The organism is Murdochiella vaginalis (assembly GCF_902381775.1).
Lineage (GTDB): Bacteria > Bacillota > Clostridia > Tissierellales > Peptoniphilaceae > Murdochiella > Murdochiella vaginalis.
The window spans coordinates 612,898-638,474 of record NZ_LR698969.1; the positions used below are offsets into that span (position 1 = coordinate 612,898).

The window sequence follows — 25,577 nt, forward strand, 5'->3', positions numbered from 1 at the left end:
GGAATGACAAAAAAAATATTCCGTTTTATCTGTGCAATGGCCTTTTGCCTTGCCCTGATGTCTACAAGGTCCTATGCAGGTGACGGAAAGGTAACTCTTAAAAGTGGTGCGTATTATCCCACGCTGGAGGAGGCGCTGAGCAATGCAGCGGATGATGACACGCTTACCGTGACAGGGGACGTAGCCGTTACGAAAAATTTGATCTTGAACAAATCGATTACGCTCGTTGCCGGACAAGGGGGAGGAAAGCTCTTCACTTCAGGCCTGAACGATGGCACGATGGATATTGCCGCCGCTCTTATTCTGGACGAGGCGGATAAAACGCTGACACTAGGGAATGGATCCTCTTCACCTGTGCTTACGTTGGAAGACGTTCATCTGAAGATCGCCAAGGGACATCTTCAGATGCAGGATGGCGTATACATTACTTCAAATCGAAGCTCTAGTGCCCTTTCCAATGCAATGGAGGATTTAAGTATCGTTGTCATCGCGGGATCGCAAAGCAGCGCCACTTTTGAAGGTGGAACGGTGGAGAACCCGTACCAAACAGATGAGAATGGATTCAACAACCATTACATTGTGACCGTTTCCGATGGGGCGAAGGTAGATAACATTTCCGGCGGAACTTATTCCGGCGCCTATATTGCGTTTAATGTCAAAGGGGAGGGCACCGAGATTACAACCATTAGCGGTGGTGCATTTTCCAATTCGAAAGCATCCAGACAGTCTGAGCCGTGTTTTAAGCTCTTTAAAAAAGCGAAGATCGGCGCAATAACGGGCGGGACCTTTACGGCTCATCGCTTCGGGGCATTGCAACTGGAAAGCGACGCCCAGGTGGATGTGATTGCAGGAGGAACTTTTACCAATCCCGTCGATACTCCCTTCGCACAGAGCTCAGGCGCTCTTCCGTACTTCTCCGGCTTGGTTCTTTACGGCCGGAACGGTTCGGGTTCGGTTACGGTACACAAAATTACCGGAGGTACTTTTTCAGGGGAAAACGGCCTTCTTGCGGTTGGCGATAAACCGGAATTAATGGCAAAAATAGGGGAGATCAGCGGCGGCGATTTTATCGGGAAAGGATACGCAGGACTGTATTTTAGCCAGAACACCCAAGTCGGAACGCTTTCCGGCAAGGTGATATCGAAAGGAGAACGGAGCGGAATATGGAATGCCGGGACAATCGACAAGATTGAGGGAGGCAAATATTCCGGAACGGATGAAAACGGCATAACGAATTATGCGGAGCTTGGAAACAGCACGTTCAAAGGGCATATTCAGACGATCTGCGGGGGATCCTTTATTGGTGATAAGTCGGGAATGTATAATTCCGGGCTCGTTGATTCCATCTCGAACGGAACGTTCGAGGGCGCAAGAAAGAGTGCGCTACGCTGCGATAATCCTGCCGACCAGGGCAACTTGAATCGCATCCAAAATGGCGTGTTCATTACCAAAAGTACACTCCCCTGTATCACGCTGGTCAACAAGCTAGAGCTTGAGCCCGGCTTGACGGATTCGATCGGAAAGGCCCGGTTCCATACGAAGGGAAAACAAGTTTTTAACAAAGATAAATTGGTTACCTTCCCAACCTATACGTATACGGCCCCGGATGGCACAACCGCTCAAGAGATGTATTTCATTAGCGATCCGACAGATACAAAGCAAGATGTGGCCGCGTACAGCAACGAGACGTTCCGCTTTTTGCGACAAATGATTACGGTTGCCTATAATTTCAATATGAAGGGCAACTCCACTTCCAAAGTAGATCAGGCGTCAAAAACACCGCTGACGAACGTTACCCTTTGGAAGGATGCCACCCAACTGGGAGCAACTCCTAAGGGCTATTCATTCCTCAACTGGAATACGGCTGCGGACGGAACCGGCACGACCTATGCGGGAGAGGCAACATTGGCGACGGTTGATGCCCCCATCGTTTTATATGCCCAGTGGAAAACCTTGCCGAAGCCGCCAACTCCGACTCCAACTCCAACAAAGTGGTACACCATTATCGTGGATCCCAATGGTGGAAATTGGAAGGGCGATACGGCAAAGAAAGTAGAAATCTATGACGAAGGTGCGACGTTCACACTTCCCGAAGCACCGATGAAGGAAGGATATACTTTCCTGTATTGGAAAGGCTCCGAGTATCAGCCGGGCGAGAAATATATCGTAAAAGAGGATCACACCTTTACGGCGGAATGGAAGAAAAATTCCACGCCGCAACCGGCACAACCGTCGGACGGTCATACTCCCGGGGCGCAGAGCGGGAACACCGTTTCGAAAGAGAAGACCGCTCCGAAGACGGGCGAAGATGCAAGAAGAGTCGTTTATGCCGGATTGGCAGTTATCTTGGGAGTGAGCATTGTCGTGCTTCGCAAGAACAAGAAAAAGAACGATTATAAATAAGGCATCTTATTTCGGTAAGTGTCGAAAATAATGGCTCGTCACAGAACGGCAGAGCATTGCAGCTCCTGTCTCTACATGCTAGTAGAGGCGGGAGCTTTTTTGTTGTATGAAACTATTCGTTTTTCTAAAGGTACATGCGGTTCCATCCCATGCTTTCCAAATGTTTTAAAAGAAGAGAAACGCGCGAGGATGGGCTCGGTTGAAGGCCGGATTCTCCTTATTCCTGTTCATCCCCTAAATGGCGCAGCTTGTCCACCTGCTCCTCTCTTCCGAGCACAATGAGGACATCCCCAAGTTGGAAGGCATAATCCGAGGGAGGATTAAAAAGCATTTTTCCGTCCTCTTTCTTTTTAATGGCGAGGACGGTGAGGCCGGTTTTGTCCGGTATTTCCGCCTCCCGTAGGGTTTTATTTTCCAGATAGGAGCTGTTTTTGACGACGACTTCTTCTAAGTCCAATTCTACGTCACCGATACGAGTCACGATATCTAAAAACGAAATGATATTGGGCTTGATCATGAGAGAGGCCATTCTTTTTCCGCTGATTTCCACAGCGGAGAGCGTTTTGTTTGCGCCCACTTTCAACAGTTTTTCTCTTCCGGATTTCGTTATGGAGTTGGCAATAATATAGATGCTTTTATTTAAATTTCGCGCCGTCAGAACCGTGACAATGTTATCCACTTCATTGTCCTGCGCGGCAAAAAGGCCCTTGGCCTGTTCAATGCCGGCCTGCTCTAATATGCGTTCTTCCGTGGAATGCCCTTCCACAACTAAAATGTCATGGTGACTATACTCTTCCAGGTCTTCCCGTTTATCGGTGATGACCACAAAAGGCAATTTCTCTGCAACAAAACTGTCTATAATGACTTCGGCTAACTCTCCGGATCCGCACAGGATGTAATGGTCACGGAGAGCGGAAATTTTTCTGTCCATTTTACTTCCCTTCCACAAATCTGCAAGTTTTCCTTCCACAATCATTGCTACGACGGTCGTAAACGCATAGCCGACGATGCCGACTCCCAAAAAGATCATGAAGATAGAAAAAAGCTCCGACTGGCTGCTGGTGGTGCCGATTTCTCCGAATCCGACCGTAGAGATGGTGATGACGGTCATATACAGCGCATCCACGAAGCCAATCTTTAACAAGTTCATATATCCGATCACTCCGATCACGAGCAGAAGAGCAAAGGCATATAAAATGAACTTGAGTTTTCGTTTGATTTCCATGATGTCCTCCCTGTAGCTCCGATCATAATTGATAGGACAGAAGAAAGCTATATGGGGAGGGAAAATAAGGCCCAATGGTGTGCATTTTAGGCACATGGCTAAGTTATTCACTGATTTTTAAGAGCGCAGGAGAAGAGGGACGGACGTAAAAGATATCCTCGACTGGAATCGTTTCATGCAAAAAGATGTCTATTCGCACACCCTATTTGAACGCATCCTTTCTTCTCGTCTTTTTCTCCTCCATAGATTTCGATATCGTTAAAAGCGTTGCTTATTATAATGTTGCTTTTTATAATTTTGAAGGCTTTACATTCTCTGTTGTTATGAGAAGGAGTTTCTTCCGGTATGAAGGTTGGGCAAGTTTTTCGTTGCACAATTATTTACTCATCGACTATGCTATTGAAGAAATGTGACATAAACGGCAAAAATCTTCATTTTGATGATAATGCCGATCCTTCCGATTGTGGCGAAAAAGAATTTACGTCAACTTAATTTATTCCATAAAAAGCCAATATAAAATTTTTACGCGGAGCGAAGCAGGGAGAGCAATAATGGAGACATGGATTTTCAAGCGAATTACCAATTGGCTCAAAACTATTATGATGGGGTGATTGTGCCGGCAAAAGACAGGATCATTATGAAAAAAACAGTTATGGTTTATTAGAATCCAAATCCGAAGAATTTTCGAATGTAGTTCATGACGTATTTGAAAAGGATAAGCGGTTCTATAAATGATGAGTGAACGACGGTAAAAGGAGATGCAATGAATCGGGCGAAAAGAATATGGCGTACTGTTTTGCTTTTGTGTCTGGCCGTTCAGCTACTTGGATCTTCGCTGTTTTCGGTGAAAGCCGCCGAAAAGGCTTTTCCATCCGGACTTCACTATCGTGATCTGCCCAAAACGATCGAGCAGTTTGTTCACGAACATCACGAAACCACTTGCGGGATGAGTCTCGTCGTTTACGACCGGGACGGCGTGCTTTATGAGAAAGCATACGGCTACATGGACAAAGAAGCGAAAAAGGAAGCGGACTTGGAAACGGTTTATGAGTGGGGGTCCACTTCAAAACTATTGATCTGGGTGAGTGTCATGCAGCTCTATGAAGAAGGGAAAATTGATTTACACCAAGATATTAAACATTACCTGCCGGAGGGCTTCCTCCAAAACGTACGTTTTGACAAGCCCATTACGATGCTGGATCTGATGAATCACCAAGCCGGATTTCAGGATACCTATTTTATCCAAACGCCCCACCCGGAAGAGATGAAAAGTCTGGAAGAAGTGCTTCGTTCCAAACAGCCTATACAGGTCTATGCACCCGGTGAGCACACAGCCTATTCCAATTGGGGGGCTGCGCTTGCCGCTTTTATTGTGCAGAAAATAGCCGGCATGAATTATGTCGAATATGTACATAAACATATTTTTCAACCGCTCCATATGGCGCACACTTCGATCAGTTCTCTTTACCGGGACAATTCCTGGGTTGATCAACAACGACAAAAACTCACGTGTTATGACACCGAAGGAAAGAAAATTGGCGGGGCTGGCAGATATTACATTTATGTCTATCCTGCCGGCAGTGCGGCCGGAACGATATCCGATCTGGCAAAGTTTGCCCGCGCCCTTACTCCGAAGGATAAGCAGCCGTCACCACTGTTTAAAAACCAAGCGACGCAAAAAGAAATGTATACCGCAACCAGTTTTTATGGTTCTTCAAAAGTCGAAAAATTTTATCATGGCTTTTTTGCCAACGAATATGGCGTGCAAACGATTGGCCACGGGGGCAACACATTCGGCTGCTCCACAATGCTGCAGTTTGATCCGGTAAGTGGAGTAGGCATGGTCGTGATGACCAACCAAGCTCATGAAACGATTTATACGGATCAAATGTATGAGTTGATTTATGGCAAATTTACCGACTCTACCCTTGGACACATAAAAAGAGAGGTACCAAAAGGATTGTTACTCAATATGCGCGGCATACTGGAGGGACCTTTATCGTTTGTCGGCGCATTGGGTGTCAGAACCTATAGTGAAGAAGATCTGGACAATTGGTGGTTTGAAGAAAACGGGATCGTTCAGACTCCCTTTTCTGATTTTCTTCTTTCGACGCCAAAGGCGCTGATGAATGTGCTTTTGCTGCTCCTGTTTATTGTGGCTGGCCTTTATGGGCTGCTAAATTTGGTGTTGGGAGCCCTTATCCTTGACCCCATAAAAAAGAAAAAAGGAAAGTGTATCGTTTATCCACTCAGAAAGTTAAGTTATACTCTTTGTGTTCCCATGGGGCTTGTGCTATTGAATTTCATCCTTTGTTTTTTTCGACTCCTGAATGGCTATAAAACCGGCGATATCGGTAGCGTGACCTCTTACCAGGTACAAAGCGCGCTCTTTGGGATTTTGGCGATTGCGATGGCTATCTTAATCGTGACGGCAAAGAAGAATGCCTATCAAGAGGCAACGAAAAAGGACAAACGTAAATTCCTCGTTACCGGCGGTTTCGCCTTGCTACAAATTGCGGTGATCGTGTTTTTTGATCTGTATCAGTTTTGGACGCTATAATTCTCGTTTTGGAATCATATCCATGATTTGTTTCTGCTCGGTTTCCCTTTGAGGTATACGTTGTCGATAGAGGCCGCCTGTGAATTTCACCGCGGTATAGCGCGTCTCTTCTTTCTCAAAATCATGTATAATCAAGTTATCCACTGATTTTAAAGACCACAGGAGAAGATTATGCGCGGCACTATTCAAAAAATTGAAATGAATAATAATAAACAGCTCAAGTTTTATGGCGAAATACGCGGCGAAGACGGCCGTTCGTATCGTTTTAATGTGCGAAACTGGGCAGATCGGAGCATTTCCCTGAAGGACATTCCACGCTTTGCGGAGGTGGAATTTGAGTTGATGGAGCCGACCCTTAGCGGCTGGATTTATCCAAAAAATATTACTTTGACGAACCGTACGGAACAAGCAGTTGGCGAGGCAGCACAAGATAACGGCCCAATTTCAACACAGGCGCCAAGAGAGACGGTACAAAATGCCCCTGCGCAGGCCGCACCCCAAAAGAACTTCATGCCTACCAACCATCATCACGGCATGTTGCAAGAATTCGCCTATATTAAGCAAAATTTCATTCGATTGGCGCTCATGGAGATCATTCCGAATCTTGCCGACACGGAATTTGCCACCGAAAGCAGCGTATTTTGGAAAATTGCCACCACCTATAATGCGCTTCAGGATGAGGATTTCGTATTTTCCGGCAGTGGGGCGGACGAATCGGTTACGTTTCCCAGCGGCTTTGAAACGCCGGAAGGAGAACCCATTCTGCTGCTATGCAAGCGGAATAAAAATAATGCACAACCCTGGTATTCCGACCAATTAATCGTCGGAAAGACGAAAATCGCTTCGATTTTTAATGTGTTTCATTTTAATTGGTACGATGTGGAACAGTCCGTTGCCGAGATGCTACCCGAAAACAATCGCACGGCGCAAGATATTGTCAAGAGCATGGAAATTCGCTATTTGAATGCACCGGACGCTCTTGTATATTTGCGAAACGGGGTGGTCTCTTCTGCAGAAGCGGCAGACGAATTATACGTTCCCATCGGCATCGAAATGCCGCATGGAGAGGAAATTTATTTGCTTTGCCGTAAACGAAACGGCAAGATGGGCTACGGCTGGTATTTCTATTCGGCAACGCATGCGAATGCCGGCTTCAAGGTATTTGACAAGAAACTGTGGCTTGAAAAGTGGTCCGGCCCCTTGGAAAATGACATGCTTCGCGAACTCGCCAATCAGACGATGGCGGAGCGCTGGTCTTTCGGTACGAAGGAAAACTTTGGCATCTTACGCAGTTATTTGCAATACACATTTTCTCATCAGGTGCAAAAAGGAAAAATTGATCACGATGGCGAAGGCCAATACGCCGCTTTTAATACCGGATTGCCGGATCGCAACACGTACAAATATCTTCATGCCGTTTTCTCGCGTGTTCCGGAAGAACGGCAGCGAGATGTACATCCGCTCTATTGCCGACAGGAATATCGTCTGGAAGGCTTTGTGGTTTCCGGGCGCGGAGGATTGGGAAAAATCCTTTCGGAAAAAATCGGTTTGCCGTCGCCGCCGACCTATTTTCAAACGCGAAACGAGACGGTATGGCAGCTGGGCTTTAACGAGAGCAATCAAATCACCATTCCGGAATATGACGATACGCACATTTTAATTCAGCGCTGTGAGCGTATTCCGCTGTCGTTCTATCGCAACCAGGCCATGAATTCGCCGCAACTGTTGGAGATTCTGGATTCGTCGGATACGGATGCGGAAAAATACAAAAAAATTCGGGATCTGTTAAAGCCTGTCGTGATCGACAACCAACCCGACGACGAGATTACGAATTTCTATCGTCGCCTGCAAAACGCACTGGAAAATGTCATCAGCATTGCCGTGAAGCGTCTGGCTTGGAACTGGCGAGCCGTGGTTCCCTGCTATAATCCCGAACGGGAAGAATCCTGCTTCCTTCTTCCGGTATCCTTTGCTGAGAACGACACGCCCGATCGGGCCCTGATCGCCTCCTGTAACGAGACGAATAAAAACAACATCTACACCGTCCATACGGTCATCTTTCTGAACTGGGCCTACCTGGATGCTCGTCTCATCTGCCGTCCTGAATCGGAATGGCTGATTGCCGATCACATTAGCGAAGACGAGGAGTAAGCGTCGTTTGTGATATTGCCGCTGCCGCAGGATGGAGGTGAAAATGCGAGAAACTGCCTGCCCCAAGGGATGACTATGAAAATGTGAAAAACGACCTCCGCCGCGGGATGGTTATGCAGAAACGTGCAAAACAAAAGAGCATTCTTGCTCCTTAAATGAGGATCGGCCTTTGATTTCCTACCGGATTTCAGAGGCTGATTTTTTATTCCTTTTCAGTGTCAATTCATCAGCGATTGTCGCAAGAAAACTTAAAGAATCCTTAAGATTCTGCCCCTTGTATTTTGATAAAATGAACCGGTCAAGAGGAGGATGATATGAGACAGAAAAAAGAAAGAAGAAAACCGCAGCCTTCTACGCGCCGAGCACGCGGCTATGTACTTTTGATTTTCGTGTTGGCGTTGTGTGGACTGATTTACTACGCTGCGAAGCCGGAGAACTTTCGATCCTGGAAGGACGAATTTTCTGCTTGGCAGTATCGAAATAGCGAGGCAGGTAAAAATGCCTACAATGCTAAAGCAATGATTTTGGTGGATCGCGGGAAGGATACCATTTTGTTTTCCAAACGGGAAAACGAAAAAGAACATCCGGCCAGTTTGGCCAAACTGTTCACGATCGAATATGCTCGTTCTCTTGCCGCGCCGGACACGCTTGTCACGGTGACCGAAGGTGCCCTGGAACACGTCAAAAAAGACTCTTCCCTCGCCTCCTTGCAAGCTGGCGAGACCTATTCTCTACAGGATCTTTTTGCTGCCATGCTCGTTCCCTCCGGCAATGATGCAGCCTATGTTGTAGCAGATTACATCGGCGGCCTCAACCATCCTGATGCATCGAATGCCGACGAACGCATTCGCCTGTTTTTGGAGGACCTTCAGGCGCATTTGCAGAAACAAGGGTGGACCGACACTCGTCTCTATGATCCGAGCGGATACGACTTCGAGGGAGCCACGACGGCGGCAGATTTGAAGGAGGTGTGCGACCTCTTGCTGAAGGAATCTTGGTTTCGGAACATTGTTTCCCAGCATTCCTATGAGGCGACGTTGGCAGACGGCACGACAAAAACCTGGAAAAATACGAATCGCTTTCTCGATCCCGAGGATCCCTATTACAACGAAAAAGTGCAAGGGGTCAAGACCGGTTCGCTGGGAAAGGATTACAACCTCATCGTTCTGTACCATACCGGCAACAAAGAGTTTCTCATCGTCAGTCTGGGCTCGAACTCGGATGATTCCCGCTACGATGACCTTTCCTACCTTCTCCGTACGATTGAGGAGAGCAGCTATTTGAAGCATTAGGGGAGAGGCCGGATAGAAAATCTTCTCATCATGCACAAACAGCGGGCAATCATACTTATAAAAAAGTCCCTCTTTGAAAAAAAGATCCGCTAAAAGTTTTTCTGATTTTGACTGCACATTTGTGCATTTGTAAGGATGCCTTTCGGATCCTTTTCCCGAAAATCCAATCCTCGATAGGAGGTTGCTTTCCATTGCTCCCAGTTGGGGGATATGTCATTTATCAGGGCCTTCGCCACTGACAACTTTCAATTTTGGCTATTCGACAGGGTCGCTGCGACCCTGTCGATGTTCCGTATTGTGTTTTTGTCAGGGTCACTGCACCTGACAACTTTCCATTTCGGCTATTCATCAGGGGCACTGGGACCTTGTCGATGTTCATTATTACGCCTTTGTCAGGGTCGCCGCCCCTGACAAACTTCCATTTCGGTCATTCATCAGGGTCACCGCCCCTGACGCCTTTCCATTTCGGCTATTCGTCAGGGACGCTGGGACCCTGTCGATGTTCATTATTACGCCTTTGACAGGGCCGCCACCCCTGACAAACTTCTATTTCAGTCATTCATCAGGGTCGCCGCCCCTGACGACTTTCCATTTCGGCTATTCGTCAGGGACGCTGGGGCCCTGTCGATGTTCCGTATTGCGTTTTTGTCAGGGTCACTGCCCCTGACAACTTTCTATTTCAGCCATTCATCAGGGCCGAAGAGACCCTGTCGATGTTCATTATTACGCCTTTGACAGGGTCGCCACCCCTGACAAACTTCTATTTCAGTCATTTATCAGGGTCGCCGCCCCTGATAAACTTCAATTTCGGCCATTCATCAGGGTGACTGCCCCTGACAACTTTCAATTTCGGTCATTCGACAGGGCCGAAGGGGCTCTGTCGATGTTCATTATTACGCCTTTATCAGGGTCGCACAGCTTGCATCCACCGTTCACCCATCCCGGCCATCTTTTTTTGTGTCAGGGGACAAATGCGTTACTATGGGGTAAAGAAAACCGCATCATCCCGGACCATCGCTCGCAAGCCGGCTCGGCACACACCGATAGGCAGAAAACAGTCATTTTTCCACAAGCAGGCCTCCATCCACAAGCAGGCCTCCGTCCACAAGCAGGCATCCATCCACAAGTAAGTCCTCAACAAAAAAGACCACCACCCACAAATAAAGGAAGAGTTAATTTCTGAAAGGAGAGGTTATGTTTCGTTCCCTACGAAGAAAGAAAAATGCGTTGTCCATTGAAGAGGCAAAAGCGCTGCTGCATAGCGCAAGACGCGGTGTATTGGCGGTTAACGGCGAAGACGGCTATCCCTACGCAATTCCGTTGAACTATTGGTATGACGAGGAAAGTCAGAGGATCTTTTTTCACAGCGCTAAAGCCGGCTATAAGGTGGATGCGCTGAACGCCTGTGATAAGGTATGCTTTACCGTTTATGGAAACGAGACCATCGGGGAAGATACATGGGCTCCCTATGTGCAGAGCACAGTGGCTTTCGGCCGCTGCCATGCTATGGAAAACGAAGCGGAAGCTCGGGAGGCACTAAGGCGTTTTGCCGGAAAGTATTATCCGAACGAGGAACTGATCACGGCCACAATTGAAAAGGATTGGCATGCTGTCAAGATGTATCAAATCGACATCGAACACCTTTGCGGAAAACAAGTACAGGAAAGGTGACGTTGTTAACCGAAAAAGAGAAGGACTCTTTTAAAAGCAAAGGACAGCCTATGGAAATCAAATTGAAAGTTCCAAAAAGGGAAAATCGAGACGCTTTGAAAAATCTCTGCAATGCAGTAGATCGAAGCTATCTTTCGGATCGCCTTCCCGATCCTTATACGGATGCCTCCGCCGATTGGTGGATCAATATGGTGACAGAAAACGAGGAAAAGGCCGGCTTATGGCGCCTCATTGAGGTGGACGGAGAGATTGTTGGCAACATTTCCGTCGAAAAAGGGGAGGGCATGTCCCGTCGGGATGCAAATATCGGCTATATTCTTCTCACGCCCTATTGGGGGAAGGGCATTATGACCTGGGCAGCGGCAGAAATCTGCCGACTGGCCTTCGAAAAACTGGACATTGTGCGCATCACCGGAGTATATTATGAACCCAATCGCGCCTCCGGACGTGTGCTGGAAAAGGTCGGTTTTCAGCCGGAAGGCAAGAAAATCAATGCGGTCACCAAGGGGGATGCTACTTATAACCTCTGCATGCTGGGACTGTTGAAAGAACAGCCCTCCCGTCACCTCTTTTGACAAGAAAATCCTTCGCAAGTAGAGACGCAAAAAGACGGTAACGGCACTTGTAAACACGGTTTTCATGCTATACTGAGTGCGGTAGATTTCGCGTGCAGAGGCATGGCACGCTTTGATTTTATTCATTTTTTTCGGAGGACCCTTTGGATCGCTATTATTCAATGAAAAGAACGGAGTTAAAGGAACTGGCGGAATCTCGCGGCTTGCAAAAGGCGTATGCCTTTCGCAAGGATGCTTTGATTTCCTGGCTTCAAGAGCAGGATGCGAGCAACGCTGCGAATCGCGCAAGCGACGCGGTGAGTCATACGAGCAACGCTGCGAATCGCACGAGTAAGCGCACGCGTACGAGCAGTGAAAGCGAGAGCACAAAATCCGCCTCCGCATCAAAGGAGCAGACAAAAGCGTCCGCATCACCGGCCGCCGGACGAAAAAGAGCAGCAGGAAAGAAAAAGACGCATTCGTTGACATCGAAGAAAAAGGCGGCATCGGAGCAGGAAACAGCAGAGAGAACGGCATCGGAGAAGGCGACAGCGGAGAAGACGACAGCAGAGAAACCGCTCGCCAAGAAAAGAACGTCGCGCAAGAAAGCTGCGCCCGCCAAAGCGAAGGCGACCGGAGCGGACAACCGTGTGACGGCGACTTCATCGGCCGCGAAACACCAAGCGGCGCCTGCAGAGGTCTCTGCCGAAGCGGCTTCGACTACGCCTGCGATGCAATCCGAGATTGCTACGGAAGAAGCGACCATCCAGGAAGATACAGCCGCAGTAGCAACAATGGAATCCTTTGGGGAAGCAGCCGCCGATGGCAATGGTAAAAAGCCGCGCCGTGAACTGCCGGCGGATACCGGCGTGCTGGAAGTGATGTCCGACGGATACGGCTTTTTGCGTGGCGAAAAGGAAGATGGTACCCGTGCGGACTACTATGTACCGGCCGTGCAGATTAAACGCTTTAATTTGAAAAGCGGCGATATCATTGAAGGCATTGTCGGGGATGCCCACGATAAAGATAAGTATGCGCCCATTATTTACATCAACGCGATCAACGGCACCAGTCCGACCAGTTATGTGCGGCGCATGGAATTTGATGAGCTGACGCCGATCTATCCGGATCAACGGCTGCGTTTGGAAACCGTTCCGGAAGGAATTTCCAATCGCATTGTTGACCTGGTAGCCCCGGTGGGAAGGGGACAGCGCGGACTCATCGTTTCGCCGCCCAAAGCCGGAAAAACGACACTGCTCAAGTCCATTGCGCAGGCTATTGAGCTGTCGTATCCGGAAGTATATCTGTTCATCCTGCTCATTGACGAGCGTCCTGAAGAGGTGACAGATTTTGAGCAGAGTGTCAATCGGATGCGAAAGGGGGACGATACCATGCGTACCGAAGTCGTCGCCTCCACCTTCGATAAACAGGCGCAGAATCACACGCGCACGGCGGAAGAACTACTGGATCGTGCCAAGCGTCTGGTGGAAAGCGGTCAGGACGTCATGATTCTGCTGGACTCTCTCACGCGTCTTTCGCGTGCGTATAACATCACCACGACGCCATCCGGACGAACCCTTTCCGGCGGCCTTGATCCCGTCGCGCTCTATCCGCCGAAAAAGTTTTTCGGCGCCGCGCGTAACATTCGGGATGCCGGAAGCCTTACCATCCTGGCGACTTGCCTCAAGGATACGGGCTCGCGCATGGATGACATGATCTATGAGGAATTTAAAGGCACGGGCAACATGGAAGTGCATCTGTCCCGCAACCTTTCGGAGATGCGCATTTTCCCGGCCATTGACATTTTCTCCTCCGGTACACGCCGCGAGGATCTGTTACTTACGCAAGAGGAACAAAATGCGATGGTGGAGGTGCGCAAACAGGGACGTAATGCGGATGAAACCGCCGTCATGGAACAGTTTGTGCGGTTGATGAAAAACACGGAAACCAATGAAGAGTTTTGTCGCGTCATTCTCGGCAATTCCGCAGCCGCATCTGCCGCTTCCTCGGGACGGCGCAGAGTGTCTCCTGCGACGAGACGTCTCGCAGCTCGTGAGAGCGGCGGCGTTTCGCATGTCGTTACGGCAACAGAAAGAGGTGAAGAATGAAAAAACGCCTCGCTTGCCTTGTACTGGTCGCCTTTGCAGTGCTCTTTACCGCCTGTGGCTCCACGAAAAAGCTGAAACCCGGAACCTATGAGGCCACCGGGCAGGGCAATGCCAAAGAAACGCCCATTCGTCTGTCGGTCACGATTGATGAGAGCGGCAAGATTTATGAGATGAAGATTTTGGAACATCAGGAGACGCCGCAGATCGGCGGCAAGGCACTGGATAAGCTGGTGGAGCAGGCTACGAAAGAGAACACGGCGGATGTCGATACGATTTCCGGCGCAACGCGCACCAGTGAAGGATTCCGCGATGCCTTGCGCTCGGCTCTTGCCCAGGCGGCGGGTGAAGAATCCGCCACGAAAACGTCAGAGGAATCGCAGCCGACACCAAAGGATATCAGCGATACAAGCAGTGCCCAATAGGACCGGAGACGATCGGTCACGTGCCTACAAAGACAAAAAATTGGCGTGTAGCAGGGGGAACGGTTGAACTCTCCCGCTTTTGGCATTATAATGACGCTATATGTGTAGTATTTAAGGAGGAAGCATGACGGAGTATAAATTAAACGCGACAAAGCGTGAAGGATCCGGCAAAAACCGGGTGGATAAATTACGCGCGGCGGGACAGATCCCGGCGGTCATTTACCAAAAAGGCGAAGAGAATGCACTCATCCAGGTAAAAGACCTGGAGTTTGCCCATGTCTATAACAAAGCAGGCTCTTCGAGCCTGGTCGACGTTACCGTGGATGGCGAAGTCAAAACAGTACTCATTAAGGAAGTGCAGAGACATCCGTATCGCAACGAAGTGTTGCATATCGATTTTCAGGGTGTCCGTATGGACGAGGTCGTTCGTCTGATGGTGCCGGTTGTACTGCTTCACCGTGATGAAATCCGCGTACAGCCCTCCATTCTGTTGCAGATGATCGATGAAATTGAAATCGAGTGCTTGCCGGGCGATATTCCGGCGCAGGCGGAAGTCGATGTCGAGAATATGCAGATCGGTGACGTCCTTACTGTGGCGGATCTCGATGTGGCCAAGAACGATAAGGTTCAAGTTCTCATCGATGAAAACGAGCCGGTAGCCTCCCTCAGCGAGCCGCAAGAAGAATCGATCGAAGAAGAGGAAGAGACCACAGAAGCAGCGGATGTTCCGGTTGTTGGCGAAGAAGACAAAGAAGCCGAAGAAGAATAACCGAAACGAACACAGCAAGTGGACGGAGGCGGGAAATCGCCTCCGTTTTTTCGTTGGACGAAAGGAACGCCATGAGCGCAGAATACGGTATTTCTCCTATCTATATGGATTATGCGGCGACCACTCCCATGCCGGAAGAAGTGGTGGCGGCAATGCTGCCTTATTTTGGAGAGCGTTTTGCCAATCCCAGCAGCACGCATCCGATGGGCAGCGCTATTCACTGGGAAACCATTCAGGCGCGCGAAAAGCTTGCCTTTTTACTCAATGTGCAGCCGCGAGAGCTGGTGCTCACTTCCGGGGGGACGGAGGCCGATAATCAGGCGATTTGGACGGGGCTTCGCTATGCGAAAACTTGCTTTTCCTGCGGGAAGGAGAAACCGCAAACGTCATTGCAAATGGCGCCGCAGGAGCAGCCGCAAAGGCCGATGCGAATGGCGCCGCAAAAGCCGCATTTTATTTCCACGGAAATGGAGCATGAGGCGATTCTTGCGCCGCTCCATTTTCTGGAGCAGGAAGGCCTGGCGGATGTGACATTGCTGCATCCGGGTCCCTCCGGCATCATCACGCCTTCCGCACTGGATGCGGCGATTCGTCCCGAAACCGTTTTGGTTTCCATCATGGCAGTGAACAACGAAGTTGGCACGATACAGCCCATTGCGGAGCTCGCACAAATCGTTCGGGCGCGGTCGGGCAAACACCGCATTCTTTTTCATACCGATGCGGTGCAGGCGGCGGGGCATCTTCCCATCGATATGCAGGAATGGGACGTGGATATGCTGTCGCTTTCTGCGCACAAATTCGGCGGTCCGAAAGGCGTGGGTCTGTTGGTCTCTCGTCATCCGGTTGTGCCTTCGCCCTTTCTGCTGGGCGGTGCGCAAGAGCGCGGCCTTCGGGCGGGAACAACCAATGTGGCAGGCCTGATCGGCATGACAAAAGCATTGGAAATCAGCCGTTTGCATCGCCAAGAAGAGGAGTTGCGTTTGACGGCACTGGGAAACGCTTTAGCGGATGGCCTTTCGTCCCTTCCCGGCGTGCTGCTTACGGTTGCTCGTGAAGATCGTCTGCCGAGCATTGTGCATATCACCGTTGCGGGCCTTTCGCAGGATGTGTTGCTGGCACAGCTGGGTCGCCGGGGCATTTCCGCATCTGCCGGTTCGGCGTGTCAGGCGGGGGCCAACGTGGAGAGCCACGTGCTTCGAGCGCTGGATGTGGCGCCGGAACGTCGCCGCAGTGCGCTTCGCTTTTCGCTTGGAGCGCAGACGACGCAGGAAGAAGTGACCTATGTTGTGGAGGCGCTTCGCGCCTGTTGTGCAAGGAGAGACGCATGAAAAAGCGTGTTCTGGTCGCGATGAGCGGCGGTGTGGATTCCAGTGTGGCGGCGGTGCTGTTGCAGGAAGCAGGCTATGAATGTGTCGGCGTCACCATGCGCCTGTATGAAAATGAGCTGGTTGCGCATTCCGGGCACACTTGCTGCAGTCTGGATGATGTAGAGGATGCGCGCCACGTAGCACACACGCTGGGGATGGAATATTATGTCTTTGACTTTTCTCCGGCGTTTGAGGAGAAGGTCATCCGGAAATTTGTTCGATATTATGAAAGGGGCTGGACGCCCAATCCTTGCGTCGATTGCAATCGGTATCTGAAATTTGACCACTTGCTTCAGCGTGCCCGTGAGCTCGACTGTGAGGCGGTTGCGACCGGCCATTATGCGCGTGTGACGAAGGAAAACGGGGTCTACCGCCTGTTGCGCGGCGTTGACACACACAAGGACCAGAGCTATGCGCTCTATTCCTTTGATCAGGAAACGCTGTCGCATACGCTGCTTCCGGTGGGGGAATACGAGAAGCACCGCGTGCGCGAAATTGCCGAGGCGCACGGTCTCATCAATGCCCGCAAGCATGATTCCCAGGATATTTGCTTTGTTCCGGATGGTGACTATGTCTCTTTTCTTTCCCGCTATACAGGAAAAATCTATCCGGACGGCGATTTGGTGGATCCGCAAGGAACCGTGCTGGGCAAGCATCACGGTGCGGTGGGCTATACCATTGGCCAGCGCCGCGGTCTCGGCATTGCGGCCTCGGAGCCGCTTTACGTCTATGATAAAGACATGGGCCAAAATCTCGTACGCATCGGCACAAAGGAGCACTTGCTGGCCGATTCGCTCCTTGCGGCGGATTGGAACTGGATCGAGGAGGTGCCTTGCGAGCCCATCCGGGCAACCGTGAAAATTCGCTACAATGCGAAAGATCAGCCGGCCACGTTGTACGTTTTGTCGTCGGAAGAGGCGGATGCCATCGGCTGCGGTCGGGGGGAAGCCGGTGAAGGTGAAATCTTCGGTGCGGCGCAACAGGCGGTTGCCATTGGCTCCGGTCGGGAGGATGTCGATGAAAAGGAAATTCCTGGGACGGCGCAACGTTCCGACGGTCGCATCGTGCGGATTATCTTTGACTCGCCGCAGCGAGCGATTGCGCCCGGGCAGGCGGCAGTGGCCTACCAAGGCGATAGGGTGCTTGGCGGGGGAACCATCGTACAGGTTTCATCACGTGCGGCGCAGCAGTGAATGGACATCTACTATTGGCATCGGCATGGAACCATGCCAGCTTCTAAAATCGTGGTCCCGCGATGGTGGCGACAAGGCACGTAATAACGGAAGGAAAGAATCGCACCGACATTTGAATCTCCATCGAAACTGTATAAAATACAAAAATAAGGAGGGATATATGCAGGTCATTATCACCAAGGATTATGCTGAAATGAGCCACGTTGCCGGTGTCATTGTGGAAGCGTTGGTTCGACAGAAGCCGGATGCCGTCTTGGGATTAGCAACGGGCTCCACTCCGGTCGGACTGTATGAATATCTGGTGCGGGCTCATCAAAAGCATGGGTTGGATTTTCAGCAGGTGACGACATTTAACCTGGACGAATACCTCGATCTTCCGAAGGCCCATTCGCAGAGCTACCATACATTCATGAGAGAGAATCTGTTTTCACATGTGAATATTTTACCGGATCGTATTCATTTTCCGGATGAGGATTACGACGCCGTGGACGAAACGGCGGAAGCCTATGATGCGCGTATTTACCGTGCCGGCGGCATTGATTTGCAGGTTTTGGGCATCGGCCGTAACGGCCACATTGCCTTTGATGAGCCGGCAGAGGAGCTTTCGTTTTATACATCAACGGTAACCCTGACTCCTTCCACGCGGGAAGCCAATGCGCGCTTTTTCCCGTCCCTCGAGGAGGTACCGACACGAGCGGTCTCCAGCGGCATGGGCACCATTATGCAAGCCAAGCATCTGTTGATTTTGGCTAATGGGGAAGGCAAGCGCGAGGCTGTTGCACGCCTTTTGGATGGACACCGGGTAACGACACTCTGTCCTGCCACCTTAGCCCTTTTGCATCCCCGGGCGACTCTCATCGTGGATGAAGCCGCTGCCGGCCGCTGAGCCCCTCTGCAGTACAAACAGCGACGACCTTTGTCGTCGCTGTTTTTTTTTGTGGAGCGCCGCACCCCAAGTAGCCCCTCCTCTTTGCCACTCGCTTCTCCTCGTCACGGCGGTTATGATTTTGTGGTGATGACTCGTCAAAGAGGCGGCAAAGAGGAGGGGCTTCTTAACTACGAAGGGGGCCTGCGGAGGTCGAGGGTGTCAGCAGGGGAGTTCGTGGAGCGCCGCTGGGGATGGCGTTGGCGGCGCGGTTGAAAGCGGAGCGCCGCTGGGGATGGCGTTGGCGGCGCGGTTTTGGAAAGTCGCCGGCCGTAGGCCGGCTCCACTCGGCGCCGCTTTATTATGTGGGCGGCGCCATAGGATGTGATGGTGGCGGAAGCACGATTTTGGCAAACCCCCACCATCGCCAAGGTCACATGTGATGGTGGCGGAAGCACGATTTTGGCAAACCCCCACCATCGCCAAGGTCACATGTGATGGTGGTGGAAGCACGATTTTGGCGAACCACCACCAACGTCGAGGTCATAAGTGATGGTGGTGGAAGCACGATTTTGGCGAACCACCACCAACGTCGAGGTCATAAGTGATGGTGGTGGAAGCACGATTTTAGCGAATCACCACCAACGTCGAGGTCATAAGTGATGGTGGTGGAAGCACGATTTTGGCAAACCCCCACCATCGCCAAGGTCACATGTGATGGTGGTGGAAGCACGATTTTGGCGAACCACCACCAACGTCGAGGTCATAAGTGATGGTGGTGGAAGCGCGATTTTAACAAACCACCACCATCAACCGGAAGGCGGCGCATCATTTCAATGAATTGGAATTTCATGAAACCAAAAAGGAACTGGACGAAACAGCTTTTTTAATATGATTCTTCTATACTTTACGTGGAGCCTACGTGTTTTGCATGAACTATGCACACAGGTAAAGGAAGGAGATATCATGGCCGGCTTCTTAAACAAACGATTGAGTGAAGTTGAGAGAAATTATCGGATGATGCAGAAGCAACTGGAGAAGATGCATCTACCCGAAGTCGAAGGCTGGCTCGAGATAAATAAAAAAAAGAGAGGCTTTCATTACTATCATTGCCTTTATGATACGAAAAAGAAGAAAACAATTCGAAAATATATTCCAACCACAGACCTCTCCCTCGCCAAAACCCTTGCCAGCACGACCTATTACAAAAAGCTTCAACATTTGCTCGAGGAGCGTATTCTGCTTCTTCATCGCCTGAACCTAACCTTTCGCGAGGACGAAATAGACCGGCTTTATGATGACCTGCATGATGTCCGAAAGGGATTGTTTTCTCCGCTTCAGCCCACGAAACAACAGGTTCTTGCCCAATGGATTCAGCAGCCGTATTTTCCAAATCCCATGCCAAAATCTTCAACAGAAATGAAAACAAAGCGCGGCGAAATCGTGCGTTCTAAGACGGAAAAATATTGGCAGATATGTTTTATGACGCCGGAATTCCATATAAATACGAATGTCCGCTATGGATTCGGAAAGAGCAGCCTATTTATCCCGACTTTACTTTTTTGGATCCTACGACCTTGGAGGAAATTTATTGGGAACATTTCGGGCGCATGGATGATCCGGATTATGCGAATCGCACGTTAGAAAAAATAAAATTATATGAAACAAGGGGGCTTCATTTGGGAGATCGGTTGCTGGCTTCTTTTGAATCCGACAAGGTCTATTTGAACTATGAATCGGTGCGTCAGCTTATCGCGAAACGGCTGAAGTGGCCGGAATAAAAGGAAACCGCTGGCCTTAGGCCGCCACCACCTCGGCACCATCTTGCTGATACCCCGTCAGCCGCCGCCCGCCATGCGACCGAAGCACAAAAAAGCAGCACCGCCCATGAAAGAGGCGGTGCTGCTGGTTAACGTTCGTCGACGTTTTGTCTTAGTTCGCTTGCTTCTGTACCGAGGCGACGATGGCATCGGCCAAAGCGGCAATCTCTTTGTCGGTATTCTCATCCGGGGAGGACATGAAGGAGACTTCGGCGTCGAGATAGTAGATTTCGAACATCTGATCCAAAATCTTCTTCATCTCTTCACCCGAGGTCGGCGCCCATGTGCCGTTCTCGATGATGCCGACGGTGCGCTTCTGCATGTTGAGAGCAACCATGTCATTCAGGAAATCCTTCATCGGCGGATAGACGCCCAGGTTGTAGGTCGGGCAAGCCAGAATAATATGGCCGACACGGAAGGCTTCCGAAATGAGGTAGGACATGTGCGTGTTGGACACATCCCAAACGGTGACGTCTGTAACGCCGCGCTTGACAACTTCCGAAGCAAGCTTCTGTGCAACTTGCTCGGTGTTGCCGTACATGGAACCGTAGGCAATCATGACACCGTTATCTTCCGGTGTGTAGCTGGACCATTTGTCATATTTGTCGATGATATAGCCCAGATTCTTTCTCCAGATGACGCCATGCAGCGGGCAGATGATTTTAATCGGCAGCGTTGCCGCAACCTTTAGGACGGCCTGTACGTAGGCGCCGTATTTGCCGACGATGTTCGTCAGATAACGACGTCCCGGCTCAAGATAGTCCCGATCCCAATTCACTTCGTCGTCGAAGAGTTTGCCATCGAGCGCCTTAAAGGAGCCGAATGCATCGGCACTGAAGAGGACGCCGTTGGTGGTGTCCAGCGTTGCCATCGGTTCCGGCCAGTGAACCATCGGCATCTGCACGAAAGCGAAATTGTGCTCGCCGGAGCTAAAGGTATCGCCGGTGCCTACCGTGATGCGCTTATCGCAGTGATAGTTGAACTGGGACATGAAGTAGAAGCCCTTTTCCGTCGAGATGACAGTGGCTTCGGGATGACGCAGGATGACTTCCTGGAACGTCGAGGCATGATCCGGTTCCCAGTGATTGATGATGATGTAGTCCAACGGACGATCGCCGAGGACATAAGCCAGATTGTCCAAGAAATACGGCGCAAACTCAAAATCGACCGTATCGAACAGGACCGTTTTCTCATCCAAAAGAACGTAGGAGTTGTAGCTTACGCCTTCCGGAATGGGATGAATTCTTTCAAAAATATCGGTACGGTGATCGTTGACCCCGATCCAATACAAATCTTTTACGACTTCACGAACATTTGCCATGCAAATCCTCCTTACCCTTTCTTCTTGTGCGTTTTTGATCAGTGCAGTTTGTTATCGGGATCGACTACTATTCAATCGAGATGTAGCCGCTCTTCGGGTCACCGCACTTCGGGCACAGATAGGTGTCCGGAAGTTGATCGAACGGCGTTCCCGGAGCAATACCGCTGTCCGGATCGCCCTTGGCGGGATCATATTCATGACCGCAACCGTTGCAGACATGGATGCCGGATTTTGTACGCGGCTCTTGCGGAACGTTGCGCTTCTTCTTCTCGAAGCCCTCCGCCGGATGGCGTTCCTGACCTTGTTCCAGCGCTTCCGTCAAAAGCGGCATGATTTCCATGATGTCGCCCACGATGCCGTAGTCCGCATTCGCAAAGATCGGTGCGCCTGCATCGGTGTTGACCGCAACGATGGTCGCTGCTTCTTTGATGCCGCGCAGATGCTGGCCGGCACCGGAAATGCCCATGGCAAAGTAAAGGTTACCCTTGAATTTCTGACCGGACATACCGACGTAGCGTTCAATCGGCAGATAGCCAAGCGTTTCGGCTACCGGACGGGAGCTCGAAATGGCACCGCCAACCGCCTTCGCCAACTCCTCGGCAACGGCCAAGTTTTCTTTGTCGCCAATGCCTTGGCCGACAGAAACGAGGCGTTCGACCTCATCCACCGGAGCGTAGACATCGACCGTCGTATCAAAGGCATAGCCGTCTTTCTTGAGGGCTTCAACAAGTTGTTTTACCTGCTCTTCCGGCGTGCCCTCGAACATGATGTTCTTACGCGGTCCGGTGACGGCGCCGGCCTTGCCGGTATCCGCTACCATCGCGGCTTTCTTCTTGCGTCCGATGCGGCCAATGATTTGGCCGGCAATGACGACGCGCATGATTTCGTTAGTGCCTTCGTAGATTTGCGTAATCTTGGCATCGCGGAACATACGTTCCACATCAAAGCCCTTGATGAAGCCGTTGCCGCCGTGCAGCTGGATGGCTTCCGTGGTGACCCACATTGCCGTATCCGAAGCGAACATTTTCGCCATCGCGGCTTCTTTGGTGTATTTTGCATGCTTGGTCTTGAGCTCGGCCGCCTGGTAAATCAGGTGACGGGACGCTTCGATGCGCGTCGCCATGTCGGCAATCTTGAAGCTGACGCCCTGGTTCGCTGCGATCGGTTGTCCAAACTGGATGCGTTCACGCGTATAGTTGACGGTTGCTTCGAATGCGCCCTGTGCAATACCGAGCGCCTGGGAGGCGATACCGATACGGCCGCCGTCAAGCGTTGCCATGGCAATCTTGAAGCCTTCGCCTTCTTTTCCGAGCAAGTTCTCTTTCGGAACGATGACATTCTTAAAATTGAGTTCCGAAGTGATAGAAGAACGAATGCCCAGCTTGTCATACTGTGTCGGGAAGGTGAAGCCTTCGAAATCTTTTTCTACAATAAAGGCGCTGATGCCGTGGTTGCCTTTTTCCGGACTGGTGACCGCGAAGACAACATAAGTATCGGCACGATAGCCGTTTGTAATGAAGATCTTTCCACCGTTTAATACGTAGTGATCTCCGTCCAGGACAGCCGTGGTCTGTGTTCCGCTGGCATCCGAGCCGGCATGCTCTTCGGTCAGACCGAAGGCGCCGATTTTCTCGCCTTTTGCCAGAGGAACTAAGTATTTTTGTTTCTGTTCTTCGGTACCGAATGCCCAGATTGGCCAGGATCCGAGAGAAGTATGTGCGGAGCAGATAACGCCAACGCCGCCATCCACACGGGATAGTTCCTCTACCGTGATCGCATAGCTGGTCGCATCCAGTCCCTGGCCGCCGTATTCTTTTTCATACGGAATGCCCATCAATCCCATCTCGCCCATGTGCTGGACGATTTCTTCCGGAAATTCCTCACCCTGATCCAGTCGGAAAGCAATTGGCTTGATCTCCTTTTCCGCAAAATCACGAACGATCTTACGGAGCGCTTCGTGTTCCTGTGTCAGCTGATATCCCATACTTCCTCCTTTTTGCCTACCCTGCGCGCTGACGAAACGTTTTCATCTACCCACCATCACGCCGCACGCTTGACAACATTTGAATATGTTGCACTTCGCCTATATTTTAATCCAATTACCCGGCGCATGCAACTAATTCCGATGAAAATAATCGGAATTAGAATGGCTGAAAATGCACGTTTACAAACCTATCCTTTTGAAACAAAGGCGGATGCACGTTTCTTCGGCCTCGAAGATACACAACAACAATGCGATCGTAAGAAATGCTTGCGCTTCTGCGCCTTCGAGACGCTTTCCCCTCGTCAAGTATGTTAAAATCTTTTATGAAAAGGGAGGCGCTTTATGAGGAGGTTCGGGGGAGCGCGACGTGGACATGGCCCCGAAAAAAACAAGGGATCCGACCGAAGGGAAGCTCGCCTCCTGCGCGTTGGTTCGCCCTTAAAAGTGTCCTTCGGTACATGCCGGCTGTGGAAATTTCTGGAGGAATCTATGAAAAAGAAAAATGCGTCTTGGAAAGGGAAAACCTTGTTGCTCCTGCTCACTTTACTTTCGCTTGCTGTTGTTATTTCCGCTTGTGGAAAGAAGGGCGGTGAGGCCAATGGTCCATCCACGGACTCGACGATGGTCGCATCCGAAGAAAATGCCTCATCGGGAAATCAGAAAGCGTCTACAAGCGAGGAGGCACCGCAGATTGTGCCATTGGATCCTGCTGTAGCGGAGGCAATACAGAAAGGGCTTGCCGAGCATGCCCAGATTTTGCCCGGTACGGTGCGCATATATTCTTCCGGAAAAGAGATGGCGGATGCGATGATGCGCTATAGCAAAGAGCAAGGAGATATTGGTCTTGTGAAGCGCATTCAATTTGGGGTGAAAAGAACCTCGGATCCGAATGAACCATTTCATAGCGAACTGGAGGAGCCCTTTGTTTTACTCGAGTTGGACGGAGAGCGCAATGTGACGGCATCCAACGCAGCAACGGAGCCGAGACCGGTGCGCGTTCATTACATTAACCTTGCTCCCCATGCAAAGGAGGAGGATCTTGCCACATGGAAGGAATGGGAAAATAAAAAGGTTGTTTTTCTCGCTCCCTCGCCGCAGGATCTGTACTGGCGTGATGAGGGATTCTTTCCCTTCCATGCCCCGAATGTCTACAACAAGGCGTTGCGCCCCTATGCGATTTCGGACTTTCGCGCGTTAGAGGCTATTAAAGGCTTGGATGCACCCATTGCGCATACGTGGTCCTTTGCGGATTTTTGTGGCGATTATGCCTATTACAGCGGAGCCGGCGCTTGGGGAATCCTCTTTCATCTTGAAAAAGATGGCCGCTTTTCGCTTTCCTACCAAGATGTTGACAGAGACGAGATTCTTCAATCCGAGTTGACCGGTCAGCTGTCGAATTTTGCTGTCACCGACGATGGCTACACCTTTACCATCGCCTCTCTTCAGTCCTCCGTTGCGCAGGGCGAAGAAAAGGTAACGGAGAAGGATGGGCGTAAGCTTAAAACTGTTTATGAAGATTTTGGTATGAAAGTGGGCGGTACAGGAACCATTTATCCGTCGAACACGCCTCGAGAATTGTTCCGGGAGGAAGTGGTGAACCTGATGGATTTTGCCCGGGTCAGCAGTGAGGTGTTGGGAATCACCCTTAAACCGACGATCACGTTGAGCCCTGAACTCACGGTATGGTGGGCCCAGGAAAACCAATAATCCCAAGCTTCTTTCCCGGACATGCCCGGAAAGCCGAAGATCGGTCAACAGGCTTTGCAGGGATGCATCTTGCGACGGGAAATTCTTTTTCGGGCTTGCGGTTTTCAACCTCCATAGGGAAGGAATCGGAATGCAAGCGATGCGAGCAAATTGACATCTTTGTTC

The 25,577-nt window shown here is 50.5% G+C and carries 17 protein-coding genes; 14 read left to right on the plus strand and 3 right to left on the minus strand.

The annotated features are described in order from the left end of the window. The first annotated feature begins 3 nt into the window (after positions 1–3). A complete protein-coding gene (locus FXY30_RS02655; protein ID WP_162272149.1) occupies positions 4–2,403 on the plus strand; it encodes an InlB B-repeat-containing protein in 2,400 nt (799 codons plus the stop codon). Between the two features lie 217 nt (positions 2,404–2,620). On the opposite strand, the gene FXY30_RS02660 is transcribed toward FXY30_RS02655, so the two are convergent. After that, a complete protein-coding gene (locus FXY30_RS02660) occupies positions 2,621–3,628 on the minus strand; it encodes a potassium channel family protein (protein ID WP_071705190.1) in 1,008 nt (335 codons plus the stop codon). A 763-nt stretch (positions 3,629–4,391) separates the two neighbouring features. Between FXY30_RS02660 and FXY30_RS02665 the strand changes: the two genes are divergently transcribed. From FXY30_RS02665 to FXY30_RS02720, 12 genes are all read left to right on the plus strand, one after another. Further along, positions 4,392–6,188 (plus strand): serine hydrolase domain-containing protein, encoded by a 1,797-nt coding sequence (locus FXY30_RS02665; RefSeq protein WP_071705191.1) that lies wholly within the window; start codon positions 4,392–4,394, stop codon positions 6,186–6,188. Between the two features lie 171 nt (positions 6,189–6,359). Beyond that, positions 6,360–8,339 carry a DUF3825 domain-containing protein gene (locus tag FXY30_RS02670; protein WP_071705192.1) on the plus strand — a complete coding sequence of 660 codons (1,980 nt, stop codon included), beginning with the start codon at positions 6,360–6,362 and terminating at the stop codon, positions 8,337–8,339. 314 nt (positions 8,340–8,653) lie between these two features. Then, entirely contained in the window at positions 8,654–9,631 is a 978-nt protein-coding gene (locus tag FXY30_RS02675) for a D-alanyl-D-alanine carboxypeptidase family protein (RefSeq protein ID WP_071705193.1), read from the plus strand. A 1,194-nt stretch (positions 9,632–10,825) separates the two neighbouring features. Further along, on the plus strand, positions 10,826–11,302 hold the full coding sequence (locus tag FXY30_RS02680) for a pyridoxamine 5'-phosphate oxidase family protein (RefSeq protein WP_071705194.1): 477 nt from the start codon (positions 10,826–10,828) through the stop codon (positions 11,300–11,302). 50 nt (positions 11,303–11,352) lie between these two features. Next, the gene (locus tag FXY30_RS02685; RefSeq protein WP_071706071.1) at positions 11,353–11,877 is read left to right on the plus strand and encodes a GNAT family N-acetyltransferase; all 525 of its coding nucleotides are present in this window, start codon (positions 11,353–11,355) and stop codon (positions 11,875–11,877) included. A 143-nt stretch (positions 11,878–12,020) separates the two neighbouring features. Then, positions 12,021–13,964 carry a transcription termination factor Rho gene (rho, locus tag FXY30_RS02690; RefSeq protein ID WP_232009041.1) on the plus strand — a complete coding sequence of 648 codons (1,944 nt, stop codon included), beginning with the start codon at positions 12,021–12,023 and terminating at the stop codon, positions 13,962–13,964. Beyond that, positions 13,961–14,386, plus strand: coding sequence for an FMN-binding protein (locus FXY30_RS02695; RefSeq protein WP_071705196.1), 426 nt, complete (start codon positions 13,961–13,963; stop codon positions 14,384–14,386). The genes rho and FXY30_RS02695 overlap by 4 nt, the downstream gene beginning before the upstream one ends. Before the next feature lie 124 nt (positions 14,387–14,510). After that, positions 14,511–15,155 (plus strand): 50S ribosomal protein L25, encoded by a 645-nt coding sequence (locus tag FXY30_RS02700; protein ID WP_071705197.1) that lies wholly within the window; start codon positions 14,511–14,513, stop codon positions 15,153–15,155. A gap of 71 nt (positions 15,156–15,226) precedes the next feature. Continuing rightward, positions 15,227–16,483, plus strand: a complete 1,257-nt coding sequence (locus tag FXY30_RS02705; RefSeq protein ID WP_071705198.1) for a cysteine desulfurase family protein — start codon at positions 15,227–15,229, stop codon at positions 16,481–16,483. Beyond that, the gene (gene mnmA / locus FXY30_RS02710) at positions 16,480–17,715 is read left to right on the plus strand and encodes a tRNA 2-thiouridine(34) synthase MnmA (RefSeq protein WP_071705199.1); all 1,236 of its coding nucleotides are present in this window, start codon (positions 16,480–16,482) and stop codon (positions 17,713–17,715) included. Before FXY30_RS02705 ends, mnmA begins: the two co-directional genes overlap by 4 nt. A gap of 160 nt (positions 17,716–17,875) precedes the next feature. Continuing rightward, the gene (nagB, locus tag FXY30_RS02715) at positions 17,876–18,601 is read left to right on the plus strand and encodes a glucosamine-6-phosphate deaminase (protein ID WP_071705200.1); all 726 of its coding nucleotides are present in this window, start codon (positions 17,876–17,878) and stop codon (positions 18,599–18,601) included. Between the two features lie 1,445 nt (positions 18,602–20,046). Then, positions 20,047–20,361 carry a hypothetical protein gene (locus FXY30_RS02720; protein WP_147659366.1) on the plus strand — a complete coding sequence of 105 codons (315 nt, stop codon included), beginning with the start codon at positions 20,047–20,049 and terminating at the stop codon, positions 20,359–20,361. Between the two features lie 151 nt (positions 20,362–20,512). On the opposite strand, the gene FXY30_RS02725 is transcribed toward FXY30_RS02720, so the two are convergent. Beyond that, the gene (locus FXY30_RS02725; protein ID WP_071705203.1) at positions 20,513–21,721 is read right to left on the minus strand and encodes an FprA family A-type flavoprotein; all 1,209 of its coding nucleotides are present in this window, start codon (positions 21,719–21,721) and stop codon (positions 20,513–20,515) included. A 67-nt stretch (positions 21,722–21,788) separates the two neighbouring features. Continuing rightward, positions 21,789–23,705 carry an acyl-CoA dehydrogenase family protein gene (locus tag FXY30_RS02730; protein ID WP_071705204.1) on the minus strand — a complete coding sequence of 639 codons (1,917 nt, stop codon included), beginning with the start codon at positions 23,703–23,705 and terminating at the stop codon, positions 21,789–21,791. A 489-nt stretch (positions 23,706–24,194) separates the two neighbouring features. On the opposite strand from FXY30_RS02730, the gene FXY30_RS02735 reads away from it, so the two are divergent. Further along, positions 24,195–25,412, plus strand: coding sequence for a hypothetical protein (locus FXY30_RS02735; protein WP_071705205.1), 1,218 nt, complete (start codon positions 24,195–24,197; stop codon positions 25,410–25,412). The last annotated feature ends 165 nt before the right edge of the window (positions 25,413–25,577 follow it).